Source organism: Pseudomonas sp. B21128 (assembly GCF_044218865.1).
GTDB classification, from domain to species: domain Bacteria; phylum Pseudomonadota; class Gammaproteobacteria; order Pseudomonadales; family Pseudomonadaceae; genus Aquipseudomonas; species Aquipseudomonas iridis.
In genome coordinates this window covers 4,492,082-4,513,730 of record NZ_CP162590.1, presented here as the reverse complement: position 1 = coordinate 4,513,730, position 21,649 = coordinate 4,492,082, and the positions used below count along the sequence as shown (strand labels likewise).

The 21,649-nt window shown below is 59.5% G+C and carries 19 protein-coding genes, 1 tRNA gene and 2 pseudogenes; 14 read left to right on the top strand and 8 right to left on the bottom strand.

The window, feature by feature from the left end; genetic code table 11:
- Window positions 1–73: 73 nt before the first annotated feature.
- Window positions 74–161, bottom strand: a tRNA-Ser gene (locus AB4P91_RS20135).
- 122 nt (window positions 162–283) lie between these two features.
- Between AB4P91_RS20135 and AB4P91_RS20130 the strand changes: the two genes are divergently transcribed.
- Window positions 284–955 (top strand): Bax inhibitor-1/YccA family protein, encoded by a 672-nt coding sequence (locus tag AB4P91_RS20130; protein ID WP_007915443.1) that lies wholly within the window; start codon window positions 284–286, stop codon window positions 953–955.
- Between the two features lie 65 nt (window positions 956–1,020).
- Here AB4P91_RS20130 and AB4P91_RS20125 read toward each other — a convergent pair whose 3' ends face one another.
- Complete coding sequence (locus tag AB4P91_RS20125; RefSeq protein ID WP_150591687.1) at window positions 1,021–1,347, bottom strand: YceK/YidQ family lipoprotein; 327 nt, start codon at window positions 1,345–1,347, stop codon at window positions 1,021–1,023.
- A 58-nt stretch (window positions 1,348–1,405) separates the two neighbouring features.
- Window positions 1,406–1,843, bottom strand: coding sequence for an Lrp/AsnC family transcriptional regulator (locus AB4P91_RS20120; protein ID WP_150591688.1), 438 nt, complete (start codon window positions 1,841–1,843; stop codon window positions 1,406–1,408).
- Between the two features lie 149 nt (window positions 1,844–1,992).
- On the opposite strand from AB4P91_RS20120, the gene AB4P91_RS20115 reads away from it, so the two are divergent.
- A complete protein-coding gene (locus tag AB4P91_RS20115; RefSeq protein WP_150591689.1) occupies window positions 1,993–2,886 on the top strand; it encodes a DMT family transporter in 894 nt (297 codons plus the stop codon).
- 4 nt (window positions 2,887–2,890) lie between these two features.
- Here AB4P91_RS20115 and AB4P91_RS20110 read toward each other — a convergent pair whose 3' ends face one another.
- Window positions 2,891–3,931: an FUSC family protein gene (locus AB4P91_RS20110; RefSeq protein WP_395604986.1), complete on the bottom strand. Its 1,041-nt coding sequence runs from the start codon at window positions 3,929–3,931 to the stop codon at window positions 2,891–2,893.
- 46 nt (window positions 3,932–3,977) lie between these two features.
- Window positions 3,978–5,603 (bottom strand): NADP-dependent glyceraldehyde-3-phosphate dehydrogenase, encoded by a 1,626-nt coding sequence (locus tag AB4P91_RS20105; RefSeq protein WP_150591691.1) that lies wholly within the window; start codon window positions 5,601–5,603, stop codon window positions 3,978–3,980.
- A gap of 366 nt (window positions 5,604–5,969) precedes the next feature.
- On the opposite strand from AB4P91_RS20105, the gene AB4P91_RS20100 reads away from it, so the two are divergent.
- From AB4P91_RS20100 to AB4P91_RS20080, 5 genes and pseudogenes are all read left to right on the top strand, one after another.
- On the top strand, window positions 5,970–6,332 hold the full coding sequence (locus AB4P91_RS20100; protein WP_395603502.1) for a c-type cytochrome: 363 nt from the start codon (window positions 5,970–5,972) through the stop codon (window positions 6,330–6,332).
- A gap of 76 nt (window positions 6,333–6,408) precedes the next feature.
- The gene (locus AB4P91_RS20095; RefSeq protein ID WP_395604985.1) at window positions 6,409–7,737 is read left to right on the top strand and encodes a D-arabinono-1,4-lactone oxidase; all 1,329 of its coding nucleotides are present in this window, start codon (window positions 6,409–6,411) and stop codon (window positions 7,735–7,737) included.
- Between the two features lie 56 nt (window positions 7,738–7,793).
- The gene (locus AB4P91_RS20090; protein ID WP_395604984.1) at window positions 7,794–9,020 is read left to right on the top strand and encodes a DSD1 family PLP-dependent enzyme; all 1,227 of its coding nucleotides are present in this window, start codon (window positions 7,794–7,796) and stop codon (window positions 9,018–9,020) included.
- A gap of 216 nt (window positions 9,021–9,236) precedes the next feature.
- Window positions 9,237–9,586, top strand: a pseudogene (locus tag AB4P91_RS20085) (hypothetical protein); the annotation flags it as partial.
- Window positions 9,587–9,776: 190 nt separating this feature from the next.
- Entirely contained in the window at window positions 9,777–10,295 is a 519-nt protein-coding gene (locus AB4P91_RS20080; protein WP_395603501.1) for a GNAT family N-acetyltransferase, read from the top strand.
- A 1-nt stretch (window position 10,296) separates the two neighbouring features.
- On the opposite strand, the gene AB4P91_RS20075 is transcribed toward AB4P91_RS20080, so the two are convergent.
- The gene (locus AB4P91_RS20075) at window positions 10,297–10,989 is read right to left on the bottom strand and encodes an aspartate/glutamate racemase family protein (protein ID WP_395603500.1); all 693 of its coding nucleotides are present in this window, start codon (window positions 10,987–10,989) and stop codon (window positions 10,297–10,299) included.
- A gap of 202 nt (window positions 10,990–11,191) precedes the next feature.
- On the opposite strand from AB4P91_RS20075, the gene AB4P91_RS20070 reads away from it, so the two are divergent.
- Window positions 11,192–11,683, top strand: a complete 492-nt coding sequence (locus tag AB4P91_RS20070) for a hypothetical protein (protein ID WP_395603499.1) — start codon at window positions 11,192–11,194, stop codon at window positions 11,681–11,683.
- A gap of 326 nt (window positions 11,684–12,009) precedes the next feature.
- Here AB4P91_RS20070 and AB4P91_RS20065 read toward each other — a convergent pair whose 3' ends face one another.
- Together AB4P91_RS20065 and ccoN are read right to left on the bottom strand one after the other, a co-directional pair.
- Window positions 12,010–12,231 (bottom strand): cbb3-type cytochrome c oxidase subunit 3, encoded by a 222-nt coding sequence (locus tag AB4P91_RS20065; protein WP_395603498.1) that lies wholly within the window; start codon window positions 12,229–12,231, stop codon window positions 12,010–12,012.
- Between the two features lie 16 nt (window positions 12,232–12,247).
- Window positions 12,248–13,675: a cytochrome-c oxidase, cbb3-type subunit I gene (gene ccoN / locus AB4P91_RS20060; RefSeq protein WP_395603497.1), complete on the bottom strand. Its 1,428-nt coding sequence runs from the start codon at window positions 13,673–13,675 to the stop codon at window positions 12,248–12,250.
- A 231-nt stretch (window positions 13,676–13,906) separates the two neighbouring features.
- Between ccoN and AB4P91_RS20055 the strand changes: the two are divergent.
- The 6 genes and pseudogenes from AB4P91_RS20055 to AB4P91_RS20030 all read left to right on the top strand — a co-directional run.
- Window positions 13,907–14,050, top strand: a pseudogene (locus AB4P91_RS20055) (DUF934 domain-containing protein); the annotation flags it as partial.
- A gap of 150 nt (window positions 14,051–14,200) precedes the next feature.
- Entirely contained in the window at window positions 14,201–15,175 is a 975-nt protein-coding gene (locus AB4P91_RS20050; RefSeq protein ID WP_150591701.1) for a hypothetical protein, read from the top strand.
- Window positions 15,176–15,646: 471 nt separating this feature from the next.
- A complete protein-coding gene (locus AB4P91_RS20045; RefSeq protein ID WP_395603496.1) occupies window positions 15,647–16,321 on the top strand; it encodes a DUF3313 domain-containing protein in 675 nt (224 codons plus the stop codon).
- A 227-nt stretch (window positions 16,322–16,548) separates the two neighbouring features.
- Window positions 16,549–17,049, top strand: a complete 501-nt coding sequence (gene tpx / locus AB4P91_RS20040) for a thiol peroxidase (protein ID WP_150591703.1) — start codon at window positions 16,549–16,551, stop codon at window positions 17,047–17,049.
- 186 nt (window positions 17,050–17,235) lie between these two features.
- Window positions 17,236–18,543 (top strand): MdtA/MuxA family multidrug efflux RND transporter periplasmic adaptor subunit, encoded by a 1,308-nt coding sequence (locus tag AB4P91_RS20035; RefSeq protein ID WP_395603495.1) that lies wholly within the window; start codon window positions 17,236–17,238, stop codon window positions 18,541–18,543.
- Window positions 18,540–21,641, top strand: a complete 3,102-nt coding sequence (locus AB4P91_RS20030; RefSeq protein ID WP_395603494.1) for an MdtB/MuxB family multidrug efflux RND transporter permease subunit — start codon at window positions 18,540–18,542, stop codon at window positions 21,639–21,641. Before AB4P91_RS20035 ends, AB4P91_RS20030 begins: the two co-directional genes overlap by 4 nt.
- The last annotated feature ends 8 nt before the right edge of the window (window positions 21,642–21,649 follow it).

Sequence of the window (21,649 nt, the reverse complement as noted above, 5' to 3'; positions counted from 1 at the left end):
AGAGAGAAGCCAAATTCCTGAAAGCCAGAAACGACAAAGCCCTGAATAATCAGGGCTTTGTCGGTACCAAATATGGCGGAGGCGATGGGATTCGAACTCATGGACCTGTTACAGTCGACGGTTTTCAAGACCGTTGCCTTAAACCACTCGGCCACACCTCCGTTGCGTTGCGGGCGCCATAATACCTGAATGAAACACACTGTCAAACTCTCTGCATGGCTTGTTACAGAGCGTCTGTTATGATCTTTGCGACTGAACGTTTCAAACCAACAGGAGTGTCGCCATGCGCGAACAGGATTACGCAGTTAATAACAGCGTGCAGGCTGAGCAGCTAGAGGTTAGCCGCGTCCTGCGCAACACTTATGGTCTACTCGCCCTCACCCTCGCATTCAGCGGCGTGATGGCGTTCGTTGCCCAGCAGATGCGTGTTGGCTACCCGAACATTTTCGTGGTGCTGATTGGCTTCTACGGGCTTTTCTTCCTTACCAACAAACTTCGTGATTCCGCGTGGGGCCTGGTGTCCGCCTTTGCGTTGACCGGTTTCATGGGTTTCCTGCTCGGCCCGATCCTCAATCGTTACCTGGGCATGCAGGGCGGCGCTGAAGTGGTCAGCTCCGCGTTCGCGATGACGGCACTGGTGTTCGGTGGTCTGTCGGCTTACGTGCTGATCACCCGCAAGGACATGAGCTTCCTGGGTGGTTTCATCACCGCCGGTTTCTTCGTCCTGCTGGGTGCAACGCTGGCAAGCTTCTTCTTCCAGGTCAGCGGCCTGCAACTGGCGATCAGCGCAGGTTTCGTGCTGTTCTCGTCGGTCTGCATCCTGTTCCAGACCAGCGCCATCATTCACGGCGGCGAGCGTAACTACATCATGGCGACCATCAGCCTGTATGTATCGATCTACAACCTGTTCATCAGCTTGTTGCAGATCTTCGGCATCATGAGCCGCGATGACTGATCGCAGTTCATGACATAACAAAAAACCCGCTTAGGCGGGTTTTTTGTTGCCTGCAGAAAAGGTGATCAATTGATCACGATGCTGCCATCGGCTTGTTGCTTATAGATCGTGTAAGGCAACAGCAGTGTGTCCAGCACCCCCGACAACGCGGCATCCACCAGCACGCCGGGCGTTGCGTTGTTGTAATTGAACGCATCGACATCATCCGGCCGCTCTGCGTGCAGCAGGCAGAAATCATAGGTCACGCCGCTGTAGATCCGCGGAACGGCGCCGCAGTGGGATTTCTTGTCTTTCAGATAGTCCGCCGCGACTTGATCACTGCGCACTACCGTCTGCACGGTCCCGCAGCCGGCGAGCATAAGCGTCGCCAACATCACTGCCTGAATTTTCATACCGCCATTCCTTAGCCGCAAATAACCTCAATCTACGCTGACCGCCGGCAAAAAGCATTCATGCCATTGGCGGTAGTCGGCGCTTGACTGGCGTCTTCTTGACGATCGCCGTATTGGTTTCGGCCAGGTTGTTAAGGCGATCGAGCAGGGTGTCCAGCTGTTCCATCGAACGTACGTGCAGGCGAGCGATGAAACAGTCCTCGCCGGTGACCTTGTCGCACTCGGTGAATTCGGGAATCGCCAGAATCTGCCGCTCGACTTCTTGCAGCTGCCCCGGCAGCGGCCGCACGCGGACGATGGCCTGCAATTGATAGCCAAAACATTTAGGGTCAATTTCGACGGTGTAGCCCTTGAGCACGCCGCGTTCTTCCAGTCGGCGCAGCCGTTCCGCGACGCTGGGCGACGACAGGCCACTGATCTGCGCCAAGGCCTTTAATGAGCGCCGAGAATCCTCCATCAAGGCACTGATGAGGATCTGGTCGATGTCATCGGTCATGGTCAATCTCCGGCATTAGGCAATTGATGAAAACCACCCTCGATAAAAAAGGCAGAAACCGATTTTAGCCTGCTTTTTGCGCTGGAATGGCCCGGCGTCGGATTGGCATACTTTTGCCACGCATTCGCCAAACGCTGAGGAGATTGATAATGGACAACCCGATCCGTCGCGGCTCGATTGAAATGACCGCGGCCATGCTGATATCCGGGACGATCGGCTGGTTCGTACTGGTTTCCGGGCAACCGGTGCTGGACGTGGTGTTCTGGCGGTGTGTGTTTGGGGCCGGCACTTTGTTGATGATTTGCGCGGTTTTCGGTTTTTTGCGCCCCGGCTTACTGACGCGCACTACATTCTTGCTGGCGGTGCTCAGCGGCATGGCGATTGTCGGCAACTGGGTGCTGTTGTTTGCGTCTTATTCCCGGGCCTCGATCGCCATCGGCACAGCGGTGTACAACGTGCAGCCGTTCATGCTGGTCGGACTGGCGGCGCTGTTCCTCGGCGAGAAAATTACCCTGCAAAAGCTGTTTTGGCTGGCAATTTCCTTTATGGGCATGCTGGCGATTGTCAGTGCCCACGGACAGCAAGGCGATGGAGGTAGTCAGTATCTGCTGGGCATTGCTCTGGCACTGGGCGCGGCGTTTCTCTATGCGATTGCCGCGTTGATCATCAAGCGCCTGACGGGCACGCCGCCGCACTTGATTGCGCTGATCCAGGTCTGCACCGGCGTGCTGTTGCTCGCGCCTTTTGCGCACTTTTCGGCACTGCCGCAAGCGCCGAGTGCATGGGCCAGCCTGGTGACACTGGGCATCGTTCACACTGGCCTGATGTACGTGCTGCTCTATGGCGCGATTCAGAAATTGCCGACAGCGTTGACGGGCGCACTGTCGTTCATCTACCCGATTGCAGCGATTTTCGTCGACTGGTTAGCCTTCGGTCATCGCCTGGAAGTCCTGCAATGGGTGGGCGTAGCAGCGATTCTGCTGGCCGCCGCGGGGATGCAACAGGGTTGGGGCTTCAAGGTTCGGCGACTGGCTGCGCAGTAAAACGTCAAATGTTCCAGCGCGGCGCGGTTTTCGCCAGGCGCTGGCGCAACTCGCCGATGTTCGCGGCGAGTTGCCGGGTCAGCAACCGATAGCCATCCAAATCGCTATAAACCGGTGCGTCAAGGCTGGCGTCCGGCAATTCCGCTGGCCGATCCAGACGCTGCGTCGCTCCCGATTTGAGTGCGCGGGCCATACCAATCAATTGCACGCGAATCTGCCGGTGCTCGGCCTTCAACGCTGATTGCAGATGGGCCATGGCTTGGGGGTCGTTGGCGTCGGGGCGCGTGTTACCGAGGATCTCCAGTGTGCTGATGCACATGCGCAGGTTGCGCTGGATGGCATCGAGTTCGGTCATGGAAACCTTCACTTCCTTGGACACCGACGGCATCAGCGAACGCAGTTGCACCATCACCGCACCCAGGCGGCCCATCAGTTTCAGATGTTCGTCGGCGCTGACCGGTTGGCCGCTGATGATGCGTCCGTATACCGTGGCGCAATCGCGTAAAGCATCGGCCAGGTTGTAGCGCCAGGAGTACACCGCGTACAGCGGCAGGGCAAAGGAAAATGCCAGCGCCAGGGCAATGCCGATCAGGATGTCGACCCCGCGCCACAACCCATCCGTGATCGGGTTGTCACCGTGCCCGGCGACGATAAATACGGTGATTGCGGAGAGCAGGGCGGTGTACCCCCCCTTGCCGATGGCGTGATACGAGAAGAAGCCGCACACCACGGCCATGGCAAAGTAGGTCAGCCACGGCATGCCGAGCCACGCCTCCTGCGCCACCAGTAACAAACCGACGCCGGCGCCGATCAAGGTGCCGGTGGCGCGTTCAGCGGCTTTTTTGCCGATGTTGCCGTGGTGCTGCAAACCGCCGATGACCACCAGCATGGTCACCGATGCCCACTCGCCATGAGGGAGGTTGATGCCGGTGGTCAGCAGGATGGTTGCCAGCAACCCCAATGCCACCCGCACAGCGTGGATCAGTCGGGCGTGGCGGTAGCGCCGGTACGGGTCCAGCAGCGGACGCAGGATTCGGCGCAACAGCGGTGGCAGTCGGTGGGTGCTGAACGTACTCAGTGCAAGGCCCTCGTCAGAAGATGTAGTCGGTGGTCAGGAAGCTCGAATCGCGTCCGCGAATGATCTCGCTGATCAGATCCTTGTTGCTGTCCTGGTATTTGGTGGCCACCAGCGTGCGGATCGAAAACACCCGCAGTGCATCGTGTACCGACAGCGTGCCTTCGGCGGAGTTCTTGCGGCCGTTGAACGGATAAGTGTCAGGGCCACGCTGGCATTGGGCGTTGAGGTTGATCCGGCCGACCTGATTGGCGAACGTGTCGACCAGCCGTCCGACGGCCACCGGGTTGGTGCCGAAGATGCTCAACTGCTGGCCGAAGTCCGACTCCAGCACGTAGTCGATCACCGTATCGAGGTGACGGTACGGCACGATCGGCACCACCGGGCCAAACTGCTCTTCCTGATACACGCGCATCTGCGGGTTCACCGGGTACAGCACCGCCGGGTAGAAAAACGACTCGCGCGACTCGCCGCCATTCGGGTTGACCACTTCGGCACCCTTGCTGCGCGCATCCGCGACCAGCCCATGCAGATAATCGACCTTGCCCGACTCCGGCAGCGGTGTCAGTGACACTCCGCTGTCCCACGGCATGCCCGGTTTCAGTGTGGCCAGTCTGGTGTTGAATTTTTCGATGAAGCTGTCGACCACATCCTCATGGACAAACAGTATTTTCAGCGCGGTGCAGCGCTGGCCGTTGAACGACAGTGATCCGGTGACCGCCTCGCTGACGGCGTTGTCCAGATCGACTTCCGGCAGGACGATGCCGGGGTTCTTCGCATCCAGCCCCAACGCCGCGCGCAAGCGGTGCGGTTTTGGGTGCAGTTTCTTCAGGTCGCTGGCGGCCTTGTTGGTGCCGATGAAGGCGAAGATGTCGATCTTGCCGCTGGCCATCAGTGCGCTGACCGTTTCGCGGCCGCTGCCGTAGATGACGTTGATCACACCGGTAGGGAAGCTGTCGCGGAACGCTTCGAGCAATGGGCGAATCAGCAGCACGCCAAGCTTGGCCGGTTTGAACACCACGGTGTTGCCCATGATCAGCGCCGGAATCAGCGTGGTGAAGGTCTCGTTCAGCGGATAGTTGTAGGGGCCCATGCACAGCGCCACGCCGAGCGGCACGCGGCGAATTTGCCCGAGCGTGTCCTGCTCCAGTTCGAAACGGCTGGAGCGGCGGTCGAGTTCTTTCAGCGCATTGATGGTGTCGACGATGTAGTCGCAGGTGCGGTCGAACTCTTTTTCCGAGTCCTTGAGGTTCTTGCCGATTTCCCACATCAGCAGCTTGACCACGGCGTCACGCTGCTGGCGCATGCGCCCGAGGAACGCTTCAACGTGCTGGATGCGTTCGGCCACACGCATGGTCGGCCACAGGCCCTGGCCACGGTCGTAGGCGCGGACGGCGGCGTCCAGCGCGGTGAGGGCAGTGTCGGCGTCGAGCAGGGGTGTGCTGCCGAGAATCACTTGCTCATCGCCATTGTCGCCGTGCAAATAGACCGGGCTGCGAACCGTGGCGAGCGGGCCGTCCCAGCGGCGCAATTGCCCGTCGACCAGGTATTCGCGCTGCTCGACCTGACCGTCGAGGCGGTATTTTTCCGGGATGTCGCTGACAGAAGGGAACAGGTTGCCAAGGATGTTTGCTGTGGTCATGTCGTTACCCCGTGTTGAAGTCCGCGTGCAGATCAAAAAGTCTGTACAGGTTATACGCCTGAATGTGGCGAAATTTAAACCCGAAAATGTCAGGCAAAGGTGTGAATTAGAGCTGTGCTCACTGTAGATATCCTGTGGGAGCGAGCTTGCTCGCGAAGGCGTACTCACATTCAGCAAAGTTGTTGCCTGACACTCCCTCTTCGCGAGCAAGCTCGCTCCCACAGTTTTTGATGTTGTGGTTCAGTTCGAGTGAACCCAACTGGCCCCGTAAGTCCCCCTCACTGTCCCGCAATGCCCTCAAGCCTCTGGCGTTGCTGTCTTAAGGTGTGATCACAACAATAAGTGGGGCCACCCTTGAGGATCGTTATGCGGGCAATCCTGATCATTTTGCTGCTGGCGTTGGCCACGATGCTGCCCGGATGCGGCGACGAGGCCAAACCGGCGGTCACTTCCAGCATCGCCAGCAGCGCTACCCCGTCCGACCCGGCGCTGGCGCAGATCTACGCCAACAGTTGCCAACTCTGCCACGCCAACCCGGCCGCCAATGCACCGCTCACCGGCGACCGCAAAGCCTGGGAGCCGCGAATCCAGCAGGGCGCCGACACGCTGCTCGACCATGCCATCAACGGCTACAACGGCATGCCGCCGATGGGCCAATGCGTTGAGTGCTCGCAAGAGCAGTTCCTGCAATTGATCGGCTTCATGGCCGACCAGCCTCTTCCAGAATAAGGGTGCGCGCATGACGATGGATCTGACACGGCGTCAGTTGTTGCAACGGGCGAGCATTGTTGGCGCGTTCAGCGCGTTGGCAAGCAACCCGGCATTGGGCCAATTGATGCGCGCGCCACGGCTGATCCCTTGGCGCAACTGGTCGGGCGCGCAGAGCTGCCTGCCGGCGGCGCGTCTGGCGCCGAAAAATCTCAATGAGCTGACGACAGTGATTCGTCAGGCTCAAGGCACGATTCGCCCGGTCGGCTCGGCGCATTCGTTCAGCGCCCTGGTGCCCACCGACGGCACATTGTTGTCGCTGAGTTACTTCACTGGGCTGCTCGATCACGACCCGAAAACCCTGCAGGCCGAATTCGCCGCCGGCACACCGATGTCGCGCATGGGCATGCCCCTGAAGGACGTCGGCCAAGCGCTGCAAAACATGGCCGATATCGACTATCAGACCCTCGCCGGCGCGATTGCCACCTCGACTCACGGCACCGGTAAAAACTTCCAGTCCTACTCCGCCCACGTCTGCGGTATGCAGTTGGTGACGGCCAGCGGCGAGGTGCTGGACTGTGACAGTCAGCGCCATCCTGAGGTGTTCAATGCCGCCCGCGTATCCCTCGGTGCACTTGGTGTGGCAACAAAAATTCGCCTGCAGAACCGCCCGGCCTATCGCCTGCGCGAACGCCAGTGGATCGCCAAAACCGAGGAATTACTGGAAGACCTCGACACCAACACCCGCGAAAACCAGCACTGGGAAATGCTCGTGGTTACCCATTCCGACTACGCCTTGTCCATCGCCCTCAATGAAACGAAAGACCCGACCACGCCGCCGATCAGTCCCGAAGAGGAGGGCGGCAACGAGTTCGTGACCCTGATTGAAAAGATTGACAAGTACGCCAGCGATTTTCCCGAACTGCGCCGCACGATGCTCAACAGTCTGCGGCATCTGGCGCGTTTCGATGACCGGGTCGGCGACTCGTTCGACATCTACGCCAACGTACGCACGGTGCGCTTCAACGAGATGGAGTACTCGGTGCCTGCCGAACATGGCCCGGCCTGCCTGCGCGAAATCCTCAAGCTGATACATGACAAGGACCTGCGCACCTGGTTTCCCATCGAGTATCGCTACGTCAAGGCCGACGACATCCCGCTGAGCATGTTCGAGGGCCGCGACAGCTGTTCGATCTCGGTGCACCAGCATTACCAGATGGATCATCACAATCTGTTCGCCGCCGTCGAGCCCATCTTCTGGAAGTACAACGGCCGCCCGCACTGGGGCAAGTTGCACACGCTCAACGCGAAAAACCTGCAACCGCTGTACCCGCGCTGGCGTGAATTTGCCCAGGTGCGCGAGGCGCTTGATCCGAGTGGGCGGTTTCTCAATGCGCATTTGTCGTCGATTCTGGGGGTGAGCTGATGGCGGTCAATCGACGTAGCTTTGTGCTTGGCACGTTGGGTGTCGGAGCTTTATTGATGGGCGTCGGCGCGTGGTTACGGCCGGCGGATCGCGGTGGGCCTTATAACGACTATTTCCGGGCGCTGAATAAAGAGCTGAGGGAAAAGGGGCCGATGCGCCCGGTGCTCCTGATCGATCTGGATCGTCTCGATCACAACATCGACGTGGTCATGCAGTCGGTCAAACGAGGCGGCAAGCAGTTGCGATTGGTGGAGAAGTCGCTGCCATCGCCGGGGTTGCTCAGCTACATCGCGCAACGTACCGGAACGCAAAAACTGATGTCGTTTCATCAGCCGTTTCTCAATCACGATGCGGTGACGTTTGCGCAGTCGGATATCTTGCTCGGCAAACCGTTGCCGGTGCGCTCGGCCGAGTTGTTTTATCAGATCCACAAAGGCCCGTTTGATCCTGCCAGGCAGTTGCAATGGCTGCTCGACAGCCCTGAGCGTTTGCAGCAGTACCTGGCGCTGGCACAGGGTTTGGGCACGCGGATGCGCATCAACATTGAGCTGGATGTGGGCTTGCATCGCGGCGGGGTCAGTGACGTGAACGTGCTGGGGCAGATGCTCGCGCTGATCAGTGCCAACCCGCAGCACCTGCAGTTTTCCGGGTTCATGGGTTACGACCCGTTCGTGGGCATGGGGGTGCCGGGGATTCTGGGTTCGCCCGAGGAGTTGTTTGCCAGGGTCATGGTGATTTATCAGCGCTGCGTTGATTTCACCCGCCAGCAATTTTCGGGGTTGTGGCATGACGGTTTGTGCCTGAACACCGCTGGCAGCCCGAGTTATCGCATCCATGAAAAGGAAACCCTGAGCACGGAAGTTTCAGTCGGTACGGCAATGCTCAAGCCGACGCACTACGATCTCCCGTCCCTGGTCGATCATGTACCGGCCACTTACATTGCCACGCCCGTGCTGAAAAGCACCGGAGCGGTCAACATCCCGGCGCTGGACGACAAGTCGACACTGTTCTCGTGGTGGGACCAGAATCAGCGACAGACCTTTTTCATCTACGGCGGCAACTGGATGGCCGAGTTCGAATCGCCGCAGGGGCTGCAAAGCAACACTGTTTACGGCCGCAGTTCGAATCAGGAAATGGTCAACGGCTCGAACGCGGTGGGCCTGAGGATTGAGGATCACGTCTTCCTGCGCCCGACCCAGAGCGAAGCCGTCCTCCTGCAATTCGGTGATTTGCTGGCGGTGCGCGGCGGCAAGATTGTTGACACCTGGGCGGTTTATACCTGAAAACGCATCCACGCTAAACGCCACGCTCCCTGTGGGAGTTGGCTTGCCAGCGATGAGGTCGGCACACTCAACATCATTGGTGACGGACACTCCGCCATCGCTGGCAAGCCAGCTCCCACAGGGTTCTCCATTGGGTTCAGAATATTTTCAACGTGCTGCAAGCCATCAAACAACGAAGATCGACAGGGAGTCATCGATGTCATTCACCGAGCCCGCATCGCCCTCGACAGTGAACTGTCCTTGCGCGCGGTCAGCGCCGACGTCGTTCTGTGGCTAGCTCCCGGAGACTCACCCAGCCCCGGCGTCTGGCCGGGGTGGTGCAGATGCAGTCCTACGAAATGATGCTGGAGATGATCCGTTGCAGCGCATGCATCGGCTTGCTGCCCATGTACATGAGTCGCTATGACCGTGGGCTGGTGGCGCTGCCGGGCCTGTTTGAACAGCCAATGCAACTGAATGCCTGGCTGGCCGTAAATGCCGACTCGCAGAATGTCAGCGAAGTGCAAACCCTGATCGAACTCATCCACCACACCTTCAATGAGCGCCAGGAATGGTTTGAGACTTGAGCCGAATCTTCAGTACCCCAATGCCCTGTGGGAGCGAGCTTGCTCGCGAATGCGTTCGATCAGTCGGCATGAATGCTTAATGACACGCCGCCTTGGCGAGCAAGCTCGCTCCCACAGTTTTTGATCTCGCCAAATGGATAATGGGCGGTTTAGAGTGGTCAGCCACACATCGATCCAGGAAGGATCCGCCATGCCTGACCACGACCCCGCCATTCACCTCGAGCGCTTCAACGAATCCCACGTCGAGGGTGTCACCGCACTGTACAACGATGCCGCGGTCGCCCGGCAGGTGTTGCAGATGCCGTTTCAGTCCGCCGAGGTGTGGCGCCAGCGGATCCAAGCCGATAACGAGCGGGCGGTGAAACTGGTGGCGCTGCATCAGGGCGTAGTGATCGGTCACTTGGGCCTGGAGCATTTTTCGCGGATTCGCCGCAGCCACGCCGGCAGCTTCGGCATGGGTGTCGCGACCGCGTGGCAGGGCAAGGGCGTCGGTTCGACGTTGTTGGCGGCAGCGCTGGATGTGGTCGACAACTGGATGAATCTGCACCGCGTCGAGCTGTCGGTGTACGCCGACAACGAGGCGGCCATCGGTCTCTACCGCAAGTTCGGTTTCGAGACCGAAGGCCTGTTCCGTGATTACGCGGTACGCGACGGGCAATGGGTCGACACCCTGAGCATGGCCCGCCTGCGCAATCGTCCGACAACCTGACTCAGTCGCCCAGCGCGAACGCCACCGCCGACTGCGCATGCAGCTCGGTGGTGTCGAGCAGGGGCAGGGCGCTGTGTTCGGGTTTGATCAGCATGCCGATTTCCGTGCAGCCCAGAATGATTGCCTGGGCGCCGCGAGCGGTCAGGGATTCGATTACCTGCTGGTAGATCTTGCGCGACGCCTCGCTGATCACGCCGACGCAGAGTTCGTCGTAGATGATCCGGTGCACTTCTTTGCGCTCAGCGTCGTCCGGCACCACGACCGTCAAGCCTTGGGCGATCAAGCGCTGCTTGAGAAAATCCTGCTCCATGGTGAACGCCGTGCCCAACAGCCCGACCGTACGCGCCTCGATCTTCAGCGCCGCTTGCGCTGCCGGTTCGGCAATGTGCAAAAACGGAATGCTGACTGCCGCCTGAATCTGTTCGGCCACCTTGTGCATGGTGTTGGTACACAGCACCACACATTCGGCGCCGCCCCCTTCGAGCCTGCGCGCGGCGTCCACCAGAATCGCAGCCGCGTCGTCCCAACGCCCGGCATGCTGGGCCTGTTCGACCGGGCCGAAGTCGACGCTGTACATCAGCAACTTAGCCGACCGCAGCGGGCCGAGCTGATCGCGGATTTGCTGATTGATGATGCGATAGTATTCGGCGCTGGACTCCCAGCTCATGCCGCCGATCAGGCCGATGGTGCGCATTCGATTTCCCCAGGCAGGTGCCCAGGCGAAAGGCTGGGCCGGAGCCGAGTGTCTATTTGTTCACCCGCGCGCGCCAGCGCAAATTAACTGTACCGATCATCCATCGGCAAAGTGTTTCGGTGGGCGCTTTCGAGGTTAAACGTACGCCGGTGCTTCGATCTGTCACTATCAGGTATCGCAGGCTCCTCAGAGGAATGTACCCATGAACGACGTACAACAACTGGGCGAAATGCTTCGTCACTATGCCGAGAGTGAGTCGCACAAGAAGCAACTGTTCGAAACGCAGTCGCAGGTATGGGCGACACGGATTACCGAATTGTTCGGGCAGATCCAGCAATGGCTTGAGCCGTTGCAGGCACCGGGTTTGCTGGAGGTCAGCCGTGAGGCGTATGTTGCGTTCGGCCCGAGCACACCGGTCGAGACTTCAACCTTCAAGACCGAGAAACTGACCATTGTGATTGCCGGCAAACCGGTGGAGTTCGTGCCCGATGTGATGGGTAGCTCGGGACAGATTTCGTTGGCGGTGATGGGTTTGACAGCGGCGCGCTACGGCAGTATTTCGCTGGTGGGCCTGCCGGACGGGGAGTGGCAGTGGCGCAAGACCAACGGCCTGAAAGACCCGGATACCTTTGCGTTTGATGCGGATTTTCTGGCGTTGCAGTTGCAGAGTCTTATTCCTCGCGACCGCGGTTAAGATCAAGAGCTAACCCCCTCACCCCAACCCTCTCCCCCAAGGGGGCGAGGGGGAAAGGGAGCAGATCTTCAGTGTTTTCGGAATCAGCGTTCGGCGGGGAAGGGAGCAGATCTTTGTTGTTGTCAGAGTCTGCGTACGGCGGGGAAGGGAGCAGATCTTTGTTGTTGTCAATGTCTGTATTCGGCGGGGAGTTGAGCAGATTTTGCTGTTTTTGATAGGGCACTCACTCTCGATATGTCAGGTCGACGTAGCTCGTATAAACCCCTCGGTCAGTCCCCTCTCCCTGTGGGAGAGGGTTAGGGTGAGGGCATTCCAACTGACACCCCTCACATCTCCAGATTGACCCAACCCGGCTTCCCCACCTCCGGCGCCACCGCTTTCACAGCCTTGCCCGTGGCCAGCTCAACCCTTCGCGCCATCTCCGGGTCATCGGCAAACGGCATCATGCTCGCCTCATCCAGACTGTCTTCGGTTTCACGGCGCAAGCAATACTCCACCGCCAGCCACAGAAACACCACGCCCAACCCATTCAAGAAAAATTCGAACATGACCCGGCTCCCTGCCTCAGGCGATCTGCGCTTCACGGTGTGCCAGTGCCACGTCCGCGACCCGCACGGTGCGCCAGATGTTGTAGGCCATCAGCAGCATCCCGGTCAGGAAGAACACCCCACCAGCAAAGCGCACGATGAACCCCGGATGGCTGGCCTGCAGCGCCTCGACAAACGAATAGGTCAGCGTGCCGTCCTCATTGATCGCCCGCCACATCAGGCCCTGGGTGATGCCGTTCACCCACATCGAAGCGATATAAAGGACCGTGCCAATGGTCGCCAGCCAGAAGTGCAGGTTGATCAGCGGCGTGCTGTACATCTGTTCGCGGCCAAACACTTTCGGCACCATGTGATACGTCGCACCGAAGGTGATCATTGCCACCCAGCCGAGTGCCCCGGCGTGAACGTGGCCGATGGTCCAGTCGGTGTAATGGGAGAGGGCGTTGACGGTTTTGATCGCCATCATCGGACCTTCAAAGGTCGACATCCCGTAGAACGCCAGCGACAGCACCAGAAAGCGCAGGATCGGGTCGGTACGCAACTTATGCCAGGCGCCCGAGAGCGTCATCATCCCGTTGATCATCCCGCCCCAGCTCGGCGCCAGCAGGATCAGCGACATCGCCATGCCCAGCGACTGCGCCCAGTCTGGCAGCGCGGTGTAGTGCAAGTGGTGCGGGCCGGCCCAGATGTACAGGGTGATCAGCGCCCAGAAATGCACGATCGACAACCGGTACGAATACACCGGCCGATTGACCTGTTTTGGCACGAAGTAATACATCATCCCGAGGAAGCCTGTGGTCAGAAAGAACCCCACCGCATTGTGCCCGTACCACCACTGCACCATGGCATCGGTTGCGCCGGAATACACCGGATAGGATTTGAACCAGTCGACCGGAATCGACAGGTGGTTGACCACGTGCAGCATGGCGATCACCAGGATGAACGCGCCGAAGAACCAGTTGCCGACGTAGATGTGTTTGGTTTTGCGCTGCACCACAGTGGTGAAGAAGACCACGGCGTAGGCGACCCAGACCACGGCCATCCACACGGCACCGGAGAATTCGATCTCGGCGTATTCCTTGGTGGTGGTGTAGCCCAGCGGCAGGGTGATCAGCATGATCACGATCACCGATTGCCAGCCCCAGAAGGTGAACGCGGCGAGTTTGTCCGAATACAGCCGCACCTGACAGGTACGCTGCACGGCGTAGTAACTGGCAGCGAATTGCGCGCTGCCGGCGAAACCGAAAATCACCAGGCTGGTGTGCAACGGTCGCAAGCGGCCGAAGGTGGTCCACGGCAGGTCCAGATTCATCTGTGGCCATACCAGTTGCGAGGCGATCCATACCCCCATCGCCATGCCCACGACACCCCAGAAAACAGTCGCGATGACGAATTGGCGGACGACCTTGTAGTTATAAGCCTGTCCGATTATTGCTGTGCTCATGGTCAGTTCTTCCACGGTTGCAAAGTCTTGCCAGGCCACCCGGTCTGGCATGGGTTGCACTGTAGAAACCCCACCGGAAACAAAACAGGCTCAGGAATCTTTCATTTGTGCGGATCAGATTGAAGTGCTGCCTGCGGCCATCTGCCGCGCCCTGATACGGTTTTTATGCTCTCAGGTGAATCTGTAACGCGCTGCGCCGTAGCGTCATAGTGGTGTTACGAAAACTGTGGGAGCCATATGCGCCAGTGCGGATTCGACAGCTTTGCCGTGCGAAAAAACAAATCGGCTGACGATGCGCTGAAGGGGTTGGCAGGGATGAGCGTGCTGTATGGCCGCTCAGTGACTGAACCACGCCCACTGTTTCGTAGACGCTAATGAATCAAAAGATCGAGCCATACCGGGGAAACCCCTAGAACCCTGGCTCATTCGGGATTTTTCCTTGGGTCGATGGTGGCCTTTTGGTAGAGTCGCCGTCGCCAGCGGGTTTTCGGCTGGACGGTAGAACCGAAGAAGGGAGTCTGATCAGTGAGTCCGGGCAAGAAAATCCTGGGCCTCACCGCGCTGCTGTTGATGCTGACGCTGTGGGCCAGTTACTTTTATGTATTCAATCAAAACCGCGACGGCCAACTCGGCGGTGTCGGCGAAAGCACCGCCTGGTGTGGCACACCGCCGTCCACTGAAGCGGCGCTGCTGGGCAAGGATCAACTGACCTTGCGCGTCACCAACAACCTGCGTGGCGAGTTCATGCTCAGCGGTTCACTGGTGGTCTCCGAACGCACGTTCAACCGCTACGATCTGGGCCGCAACGAACTGCGTCTGCGTCTGGAACCGTTGCAGTGGTCCTATGGCGCGACGCCGATCTTCCTTGAGCAGGTCAAGGTCCAGCCCCTGAGTCGCAACCTCTCAGCCACCAACAAAAGCGCATTTGCCGAACTTGAACCGCGTCCGATAGGCGTGCAGGGGCAGGTCACCGCGTTCCCGTTCGACACCTACCGTTACGGCTACAAACCGGTGCTGTATTACCTCAAGGGCAGCGAGCGCATCGACCTGCGCTTCAAGAACATCACCACGCTGATGGAGATGTCCAACACGTTCACGCCGATCCAGAAGTACAACCGCGTCGACTACATCGCCGAGCAAACCTCGATGATCCGCGACGAGGATTACAAGGCCTATGGCCCGCACGAATGCGCGTTCAGCGTTGAACGCAAGGGCTCCTTCAAAGCCGTGGTGCTGTTGTTTCTGCTGGTGCTGTGTCTGCCGCTGTTGCTGGTGTTCTATCGCGAAGAGCCGGGGATCGACTTCCTCGCCACGCTGGTGGGTGTTGCCCTGGTGCGGGTGCTGCTGATCGGGCCGGTGGAGGATTTCCGGTTGTACAACATCGACTTCCTGTTTGGCGCTGCGATTTTGCTGGTGGGCACGGTGTCGTTGTACAAAGCGATGCGCGCCAATACTCGGCGAGAGATAGCGTTGCGCAGCGGTGAAACTTCTTCCTGGTGACGGGCTGAAGATCAAAAACCCCTCACCCCGACCCTCCCGAAACGTCGGACCGCCCGGAGGGAGGGGACTGATCGAGTAGTGCGACGATCTACACCGACTTGAAAGACCGGGTCGACAATGGATTCACAGCACATCGTTCACGTCGGTGAATCTCCTGAGCTTCCCCCCATCGGTCCCCTCTCCCTCGGGAGAGGGCTAGGGTGAGAGGCAACAATCTTCAGCCTGTCACTTCAGCGCCGCGCCACCCCATGTTCATCCTCTTCCAACCCTGCAAACAGCCCCTGCGCCCTTGGTGCCTTGCCGTTTTGCACCGCGAGAGCCGCGCATTGCGGTTCTACCGTTTGTACCTTGGGGCGATCCCTCCAGAATCACGCTTTTTTTGTGGTTTCAAATCGCAATTGCTGCGGTTTTAGCTATACCTGTAACTCCCCCTCAAGCAATACATTCAGGCCTTCTGACAGGAGTTACAGCATGAAGCTAGCAGTAATGATGGGCACGCTGTGCATCGCCACCCTCGGCGTGGTGGGCTGCTCAAGCAAAACCGTCGCTCCCGATGAATATTCGGGGTTTCTCAAGGACTACAGTCAGCTGAAGGAGGCCAAGTCACCGTCCGGCGCCGAGGTGATGCGCTGGATGGACCCGAAACTCGACGTCAACAAATTCACCAGCGTTTACGTCGAGCCGAGCCAGCTCTACCCCAAACCACAAGCGACCGCAAAGGTCCCGCAACAGACGCTCAACGGCATTACCAGCTACTACGATCAGGCGCTCAAGCGTGAGCTCGGCAAGTCGTTGCCAATCGCCACCGGCCCTGGTCCCGGGGTGATTGTCGTGCGTCCGGCGATCACTGCTGTGAGCAGCAAGACCAAAGGCCTGCAGGTTTATGAAGTGATCCCGATTGCACTGGTGGCGGCGGCAGTGAGCACCGCCACGGGGATCCGCGATCAGGAAACTACCCTGGCCACTGAAGCGGTGTTCATGGATGGCGCCACCAACAAGGTCGTCGCTCAGGTCGTGCGTAAAGGGACTGGCAAACCGCTGGAGAACGACTCGCAAGTGATGCAGACCAATGACGTCAAAGCCGTGATCGATGGCTGGGCTTCGGATCTGCATCAGTCGTTTCTCAAGCTGAAAGCGGGTAAATAACCGCTTACCAGCGTAGGCGCTGCCGAAGGCTGCGATCTTTCGATTTTGCTGTTTCAAGATCAAAAGATCGCAGCGTTTCGCAGCGTCCGCAGGGGGGGACGAGTTGTGTGCAGTTTTGCATTTCAGAACATGACAATTTCTGCGCGGGCATAGGTTGTCGAACAATTTCGTGGTTAACTTCGGCCCCTGCGTGATTTTCTAAAACAACGTTCAGAAGGACTCAAGTCATGGCTCAAGTCACCCTCAAAGGCAACCCGGTTCAAGTCAACGGCCAGTTGCCACAAGCCGGTTCCAAGGCGCCAGCCTTTTCCCTGGTTGCCGGCAATCTGTCCGACGTCACCCTGAAAGACTTCGCCGGCAAGCGCAAAGTGCTGAACATCTTCCCAAGCGTCGACACCCCGACCTGCGCTACCTCCGTGCGCAAGTTCAACGCCCAGGCCAACGACATCAGCAACACCGTGGTGCTGTGCATCTCGGCTGACCTGCCGTTCGCCCAGGCGCGTTTCTGCGGTGCCGAAGGTCTGGAAAACGTCCAGAACCTGTCGACCCTGCGTGGCGCCGAGTTTATCGAGAACTACGGTGTGGCCATCGCCGACGGCCCGCTGAAAGGCCTGACCGCCCGTGCCGTGGTAGTACTGGACGAGAACGACAACGTCCTGCACAGCGAACTGGTCCAGGAAATCGCTGAAGAGCCGAACTACGACGCTGCTCTGGCGGTACTGAAGTAAACTGCGCAACAGCGCTTTTACAATTGTTAACGGCCTGGCCCTGTCCAGGCCGTTTTCATTTGTGTATCAGTGTTTTGACTCACACCTTGAAACGTAAGTTGAAGGTAAATTGCCGGTAAAGCTGCTTTGCTTAATTCCCGTCAGTGCTTATCGTTCAGCCTCCCGTAGAAGAAGCCCACGCGCCCAATGGTTAATCACTCCATGCAATCGTCTCCCCGCAACTCCCGTCGCTGGCTGTTCAGCCTGCTTGTCTTGTTGGTTATCGCCGTACTGTGCTGGAAATTCTGGCCCGCCGGTTCAGCCGACAAGGAGGGCGGCGAGAAGGCTGCAGCCGGACATGCCGGGCGTTCCGGGATGATGCGGCCGGGCTTCGGCGGCGGCACAGGGCCAATTCCTGTGCGCGTGGCGCCGGCGGTCACGGGTGACTTTGCGCTGTATTACAAAGCGCTCGGCACCGTCACTGCGCTCAACACCATTAACGTGCGCAGTCGAGTGGGTGGCGAATTGGTGAAAATCCATTTCGAGGAAGGCCAGATGGTCAAGGCGGGCGATTTGCTTGCCGAGATCGACCCGCGCTCCTACCAGAACGCCTTGCTTCAGGCGCAAGGCACTTTGATGCAGAATCAGGCGCAACTGAAAAACGCACAGGTTGATGTCGAGCGCTATCGCGGTCTGTTCAAGGAAGACAGCATTGCCAAACAGACCCTGGACACCGCCGAAGCGCTGGTCGGCCAGTATCTGGGCACGGTCAAGACCAACCAGGCGGCTGTCAACGACGCGAAACTCAATCTCGAATTTACTAAAATCCGCGCTCCAATTGCCGGTCGTGTCGGTCTGCGTCAAGTGGACGTCGGCAACCTCGTTGCGGCCAACGACACCACGTTTCTGGCGGTGATCACCCAGACTCAGCCGATCAGCGTCGCCTTCACCCTGCCGGAAAACAACCTCGAAACCGTGCTCGCCCGCTACCGCAGCGGCGCCAAGCTGCCGGCTGAAGCGTGGGATCGCGGCGACACCAAACTGCAAGCCACCGGTGTGCTGCAAAGCCTCGACAACCAGATCGATGTGGCCACCGGCACCCTGAAATTCAAGGCTCGTTACGATAACCGTGATCAGTCGCTGTTCCCCAATCAGTTCGTCAACGTGCACCTGCTGGCCGACACCCTGAAAAACGTCGTGTTGGCACCGTCCGCTGCGATTCAGTTCGGCACCAACGGCACTTTCGTCTACGCGCTGGATGGCGACAAGAAAGTCACGATCCGTCAGTTGAAGATCGGCGCCAGTGACGGTGAAAACACCGTGATCACTGAAGGCCTGGCCGCTGGCGACCGCGTAGTGCTGGAAGGCACCGACCGCCTCAAGGAAGGCAGCGAAGTGGAGGTGGTCAACGACAGCAATCAAGTGCCGACCACACCGACCGAACACCTGCAAGGCAAGTCCGCCGCCACCCCGACTGATGCCGCTGTTACTGACAAGGCCAAGAAGGGCGCATGAACATTTCGCGGCTGTTCATCCTTCGTCCGGTAGCCACTACCCTGAGCATGCTGGCCATTGTGCTGGCCGGCCTGATCGCTTATCGCCTGCTGCCAGTGTCCGCCTTGCCGCAGGTCGATTACCCGACCATCCGCGTCATGACCCTGTATCCCGGGGCCAGTCCGGACGTGATGACCAGCGCCGTCACTGCGCCGCTTGAGCGTCAATTCGGGCAGATGCCGGGGCTGACACAAATGGCCTCGACCAGCTCCGGCGGTGCCTCGGTGCTGACCCTGCGTTTCAGCCTCGACATCAACATGGACGTCGCCGAGCAGCAGGTGCAAGCGGCAATCAATGCTGCGACCAATCTGTTACCGACCGACTTGCCGGCGCCGCCGGTTTACAACAAGGTCAACCCCGCGGACACCCCGGTGCTGACCCTGGCCATCACCTCGAAAACCATGCTGCTGCCCAAGCTCAATGACCTGGTCGATACGCGCATGGCGCAGAAAATCGCCCAGATCAGCGGCGTCGGCATGGTCAGCATCGCCGGCGGTCAGCGTCAGGCCGTGCGGATCAAGGTCAACCCGGAGGCGTTGGCCGCCAATGGCCTGAACCTGTCGGACGTGCGCACCTTGATCGGCGCCTCGAACGTCAACCAGCCGAAAGGTAACTTCGACGGCCCGACCCGGGTGTCGATGCTCGATGCCAATGACCAACTGACGTCGCCCGAGGATTACGCCAACCTGATCCTCGCCTACAAGAACGGCGCGCCGTTGCGGCTCAAGGATGTCGCGGAAATTGTCGATGGCGCCGAGAACGAGCGCCTGGCCGCGTGGGCCAACCTGAATCAGGCCGTGCTGCTGAACATTCAGCGTCAACCGGGCGCTAACGTCATCGAGGTGGTCGACCGGATCAAAGCCTTGCTGCCAAGCATCACCGACAATTTGCCGGCCGGCCTCGAAGTCACTGTGCTCACCGATCGTACCCAAACCATTCGCGCCTCGGTCACCGACGTGCAGCACGAACTGCTGATCGCCATCGCGTTGGTGGTCATGGTGACGTTCCTGTTTCTGCGCCGTTTCAGCGCGACGATCATTCCGTCGGTGGCTGTGCCGCTGTCGCTGATCGGCACGTTCGGCGTGATGTATCTCGCCGGATTCTCGGTCAATAACCTGACCCTGATGGCGCTGACCATCGCCACCGGTTTCGTGGTCGATGATGCGATCGTGATGCTGGAAAACATCTCGCGCTTCATTGAGGAGGGCGACAGCCCGATGCAGGCCGCGCTAAAAGGCGCGAAGCAGATCGGCTTCACCCTGATTTCCCTGACCCTGTCGCTGATAGCCGTGCTGATCCCGCTGCTGTTCATGGCCGACGTGGTCGGGCGGCTGTTCCGCGAGTTCGCCATCACCCTGGCGGTGGCGATCCTGATTTCCCTCGTGGTCTCGCTGACCCTGACGCCAATGATGTGCGCGCGTCTGCTCAAGCGCGAACCCGAGGAGCATGAGCAGGGCCGGTTCTACCGGGCCAGCGGCGCGTGTATCGACTGGATGATCGCCGAGTACGGTCGGATGCTGCGCTGGGTGCTCAAGCATCAGCCGCTGACGTTGCTGGTCGCCATCGGCACTCTGGCATTGACTGTGTTCCTCTATATGGTCGTGCCGAAGGGCTTCTTCCCGGTGCAGGACACCGGGGTGATTCAGGGTATTTCCGAAGCGCCGCAGTCGATTTCCTTCGCCGCCATGGGTGAGCGTCAACAGGCCTTGGCCAAGGTAATTCTTGAAGACCCGGCAGTGCAGAGCCTGTCGTCTTACATTGGCGTCGATGGCGATAACGCCACGCTCAACAGCGGCCGGTTGTTGATCAATCTCAAACCCCACAGCGAGCGTGATCTCACCGCCACCGAAATCATCGCGCGCCTGCAACCGCAACTGGACAAACTGGTCGGCATTCGTCTGTACATGCAACCGGTGCAGGACCTGACCATCGAAGACCGCGTCAGCCGCACCCAGTACCAGTTCAGCATGTCCTCGCCAGACGCCGAGCTGCTGAGCCAATGGAGTGGCAGATTGGTCCAGGCCCTGGCGCAACGTCCGGAACTGACCGACGTCGCCAGTGACTTGCAGGACAAGGGTTTGCAGGTTTATCTGGTGATCGACCGTGATGCGGCGTCGCGCCTCGGTGTGTCGGTGGCGAACATCACCGATGCGCTGTACGACGCCTTCGGCCAGCGGCAGATCTCGACCATTTACACTCAGGCCAGCCAGTACCGCGTGGTGCTGCAGGCGCAGTCCGGGGAAAGGATCGGGCCGCAGGCGCTGGATCAGATTCACGTCAAGACCACTGACGGCGCGCAGGTGCGCCTGTCGAGTCTGGCTCACGTCGAGGAACGCCAGGCGCAACTGGCGATCACCCACATCGGCCAGTTCCCGGCGGTGATGATGTCGTTCAACCTCGCACCGGGCGTAGCGCTGGGGCATGCGGTGGACGTCATCGAACAGGTGCAGAAAGACATCGGCATGCCGGTCGGCGTGCAGACCCAGTTCCAGGGCGCGGCCGAAGCGTTCCAGGCATCGCTGTCGAGCACCTTGCTGCTGATTCTGGCGGCGGTGGTGACCATGTACATCGTGCTCGGCGTGCTGTACGAGAGCTATATCCACCCGATCACCATTCTCTCGACTCTGCCGTCAGCGGCGGTCGGTGCGTTGCTGGCATTGCTGCTCAGTGGCAACGACCTGGGCATGATCGCGATCATCGGCATCATTCTGCTGATCGGCATCGTCAAGAAGAACGCGATCATGATGATCGACTTCGCCCTCGACGCGGAACGCAATCAGGGCATGGCGCCGCAGGAGGCGATCTATCAAGCGGCGCTGCTGCGTTTCCGACCGATCCTGATGACCACGCTGGCGGCGCTGTTCGGTGCCGTGCCATTGATGCTCGCCACCGGTTCCGGGGCTGAGCTGCGCCAACCGCTGGGGCTGGTGATGGTCGGTGGTTTGTTGGTGAGTCAGGTGCTGACGCTGTTCACCACACCGGTGATCTACCTGTATTTCGACCGTCTGGGCCGACGCTTTGGCAAAACCAATGCCGACACCCAAGAGGTGGCGGTATGAAGGCAGCT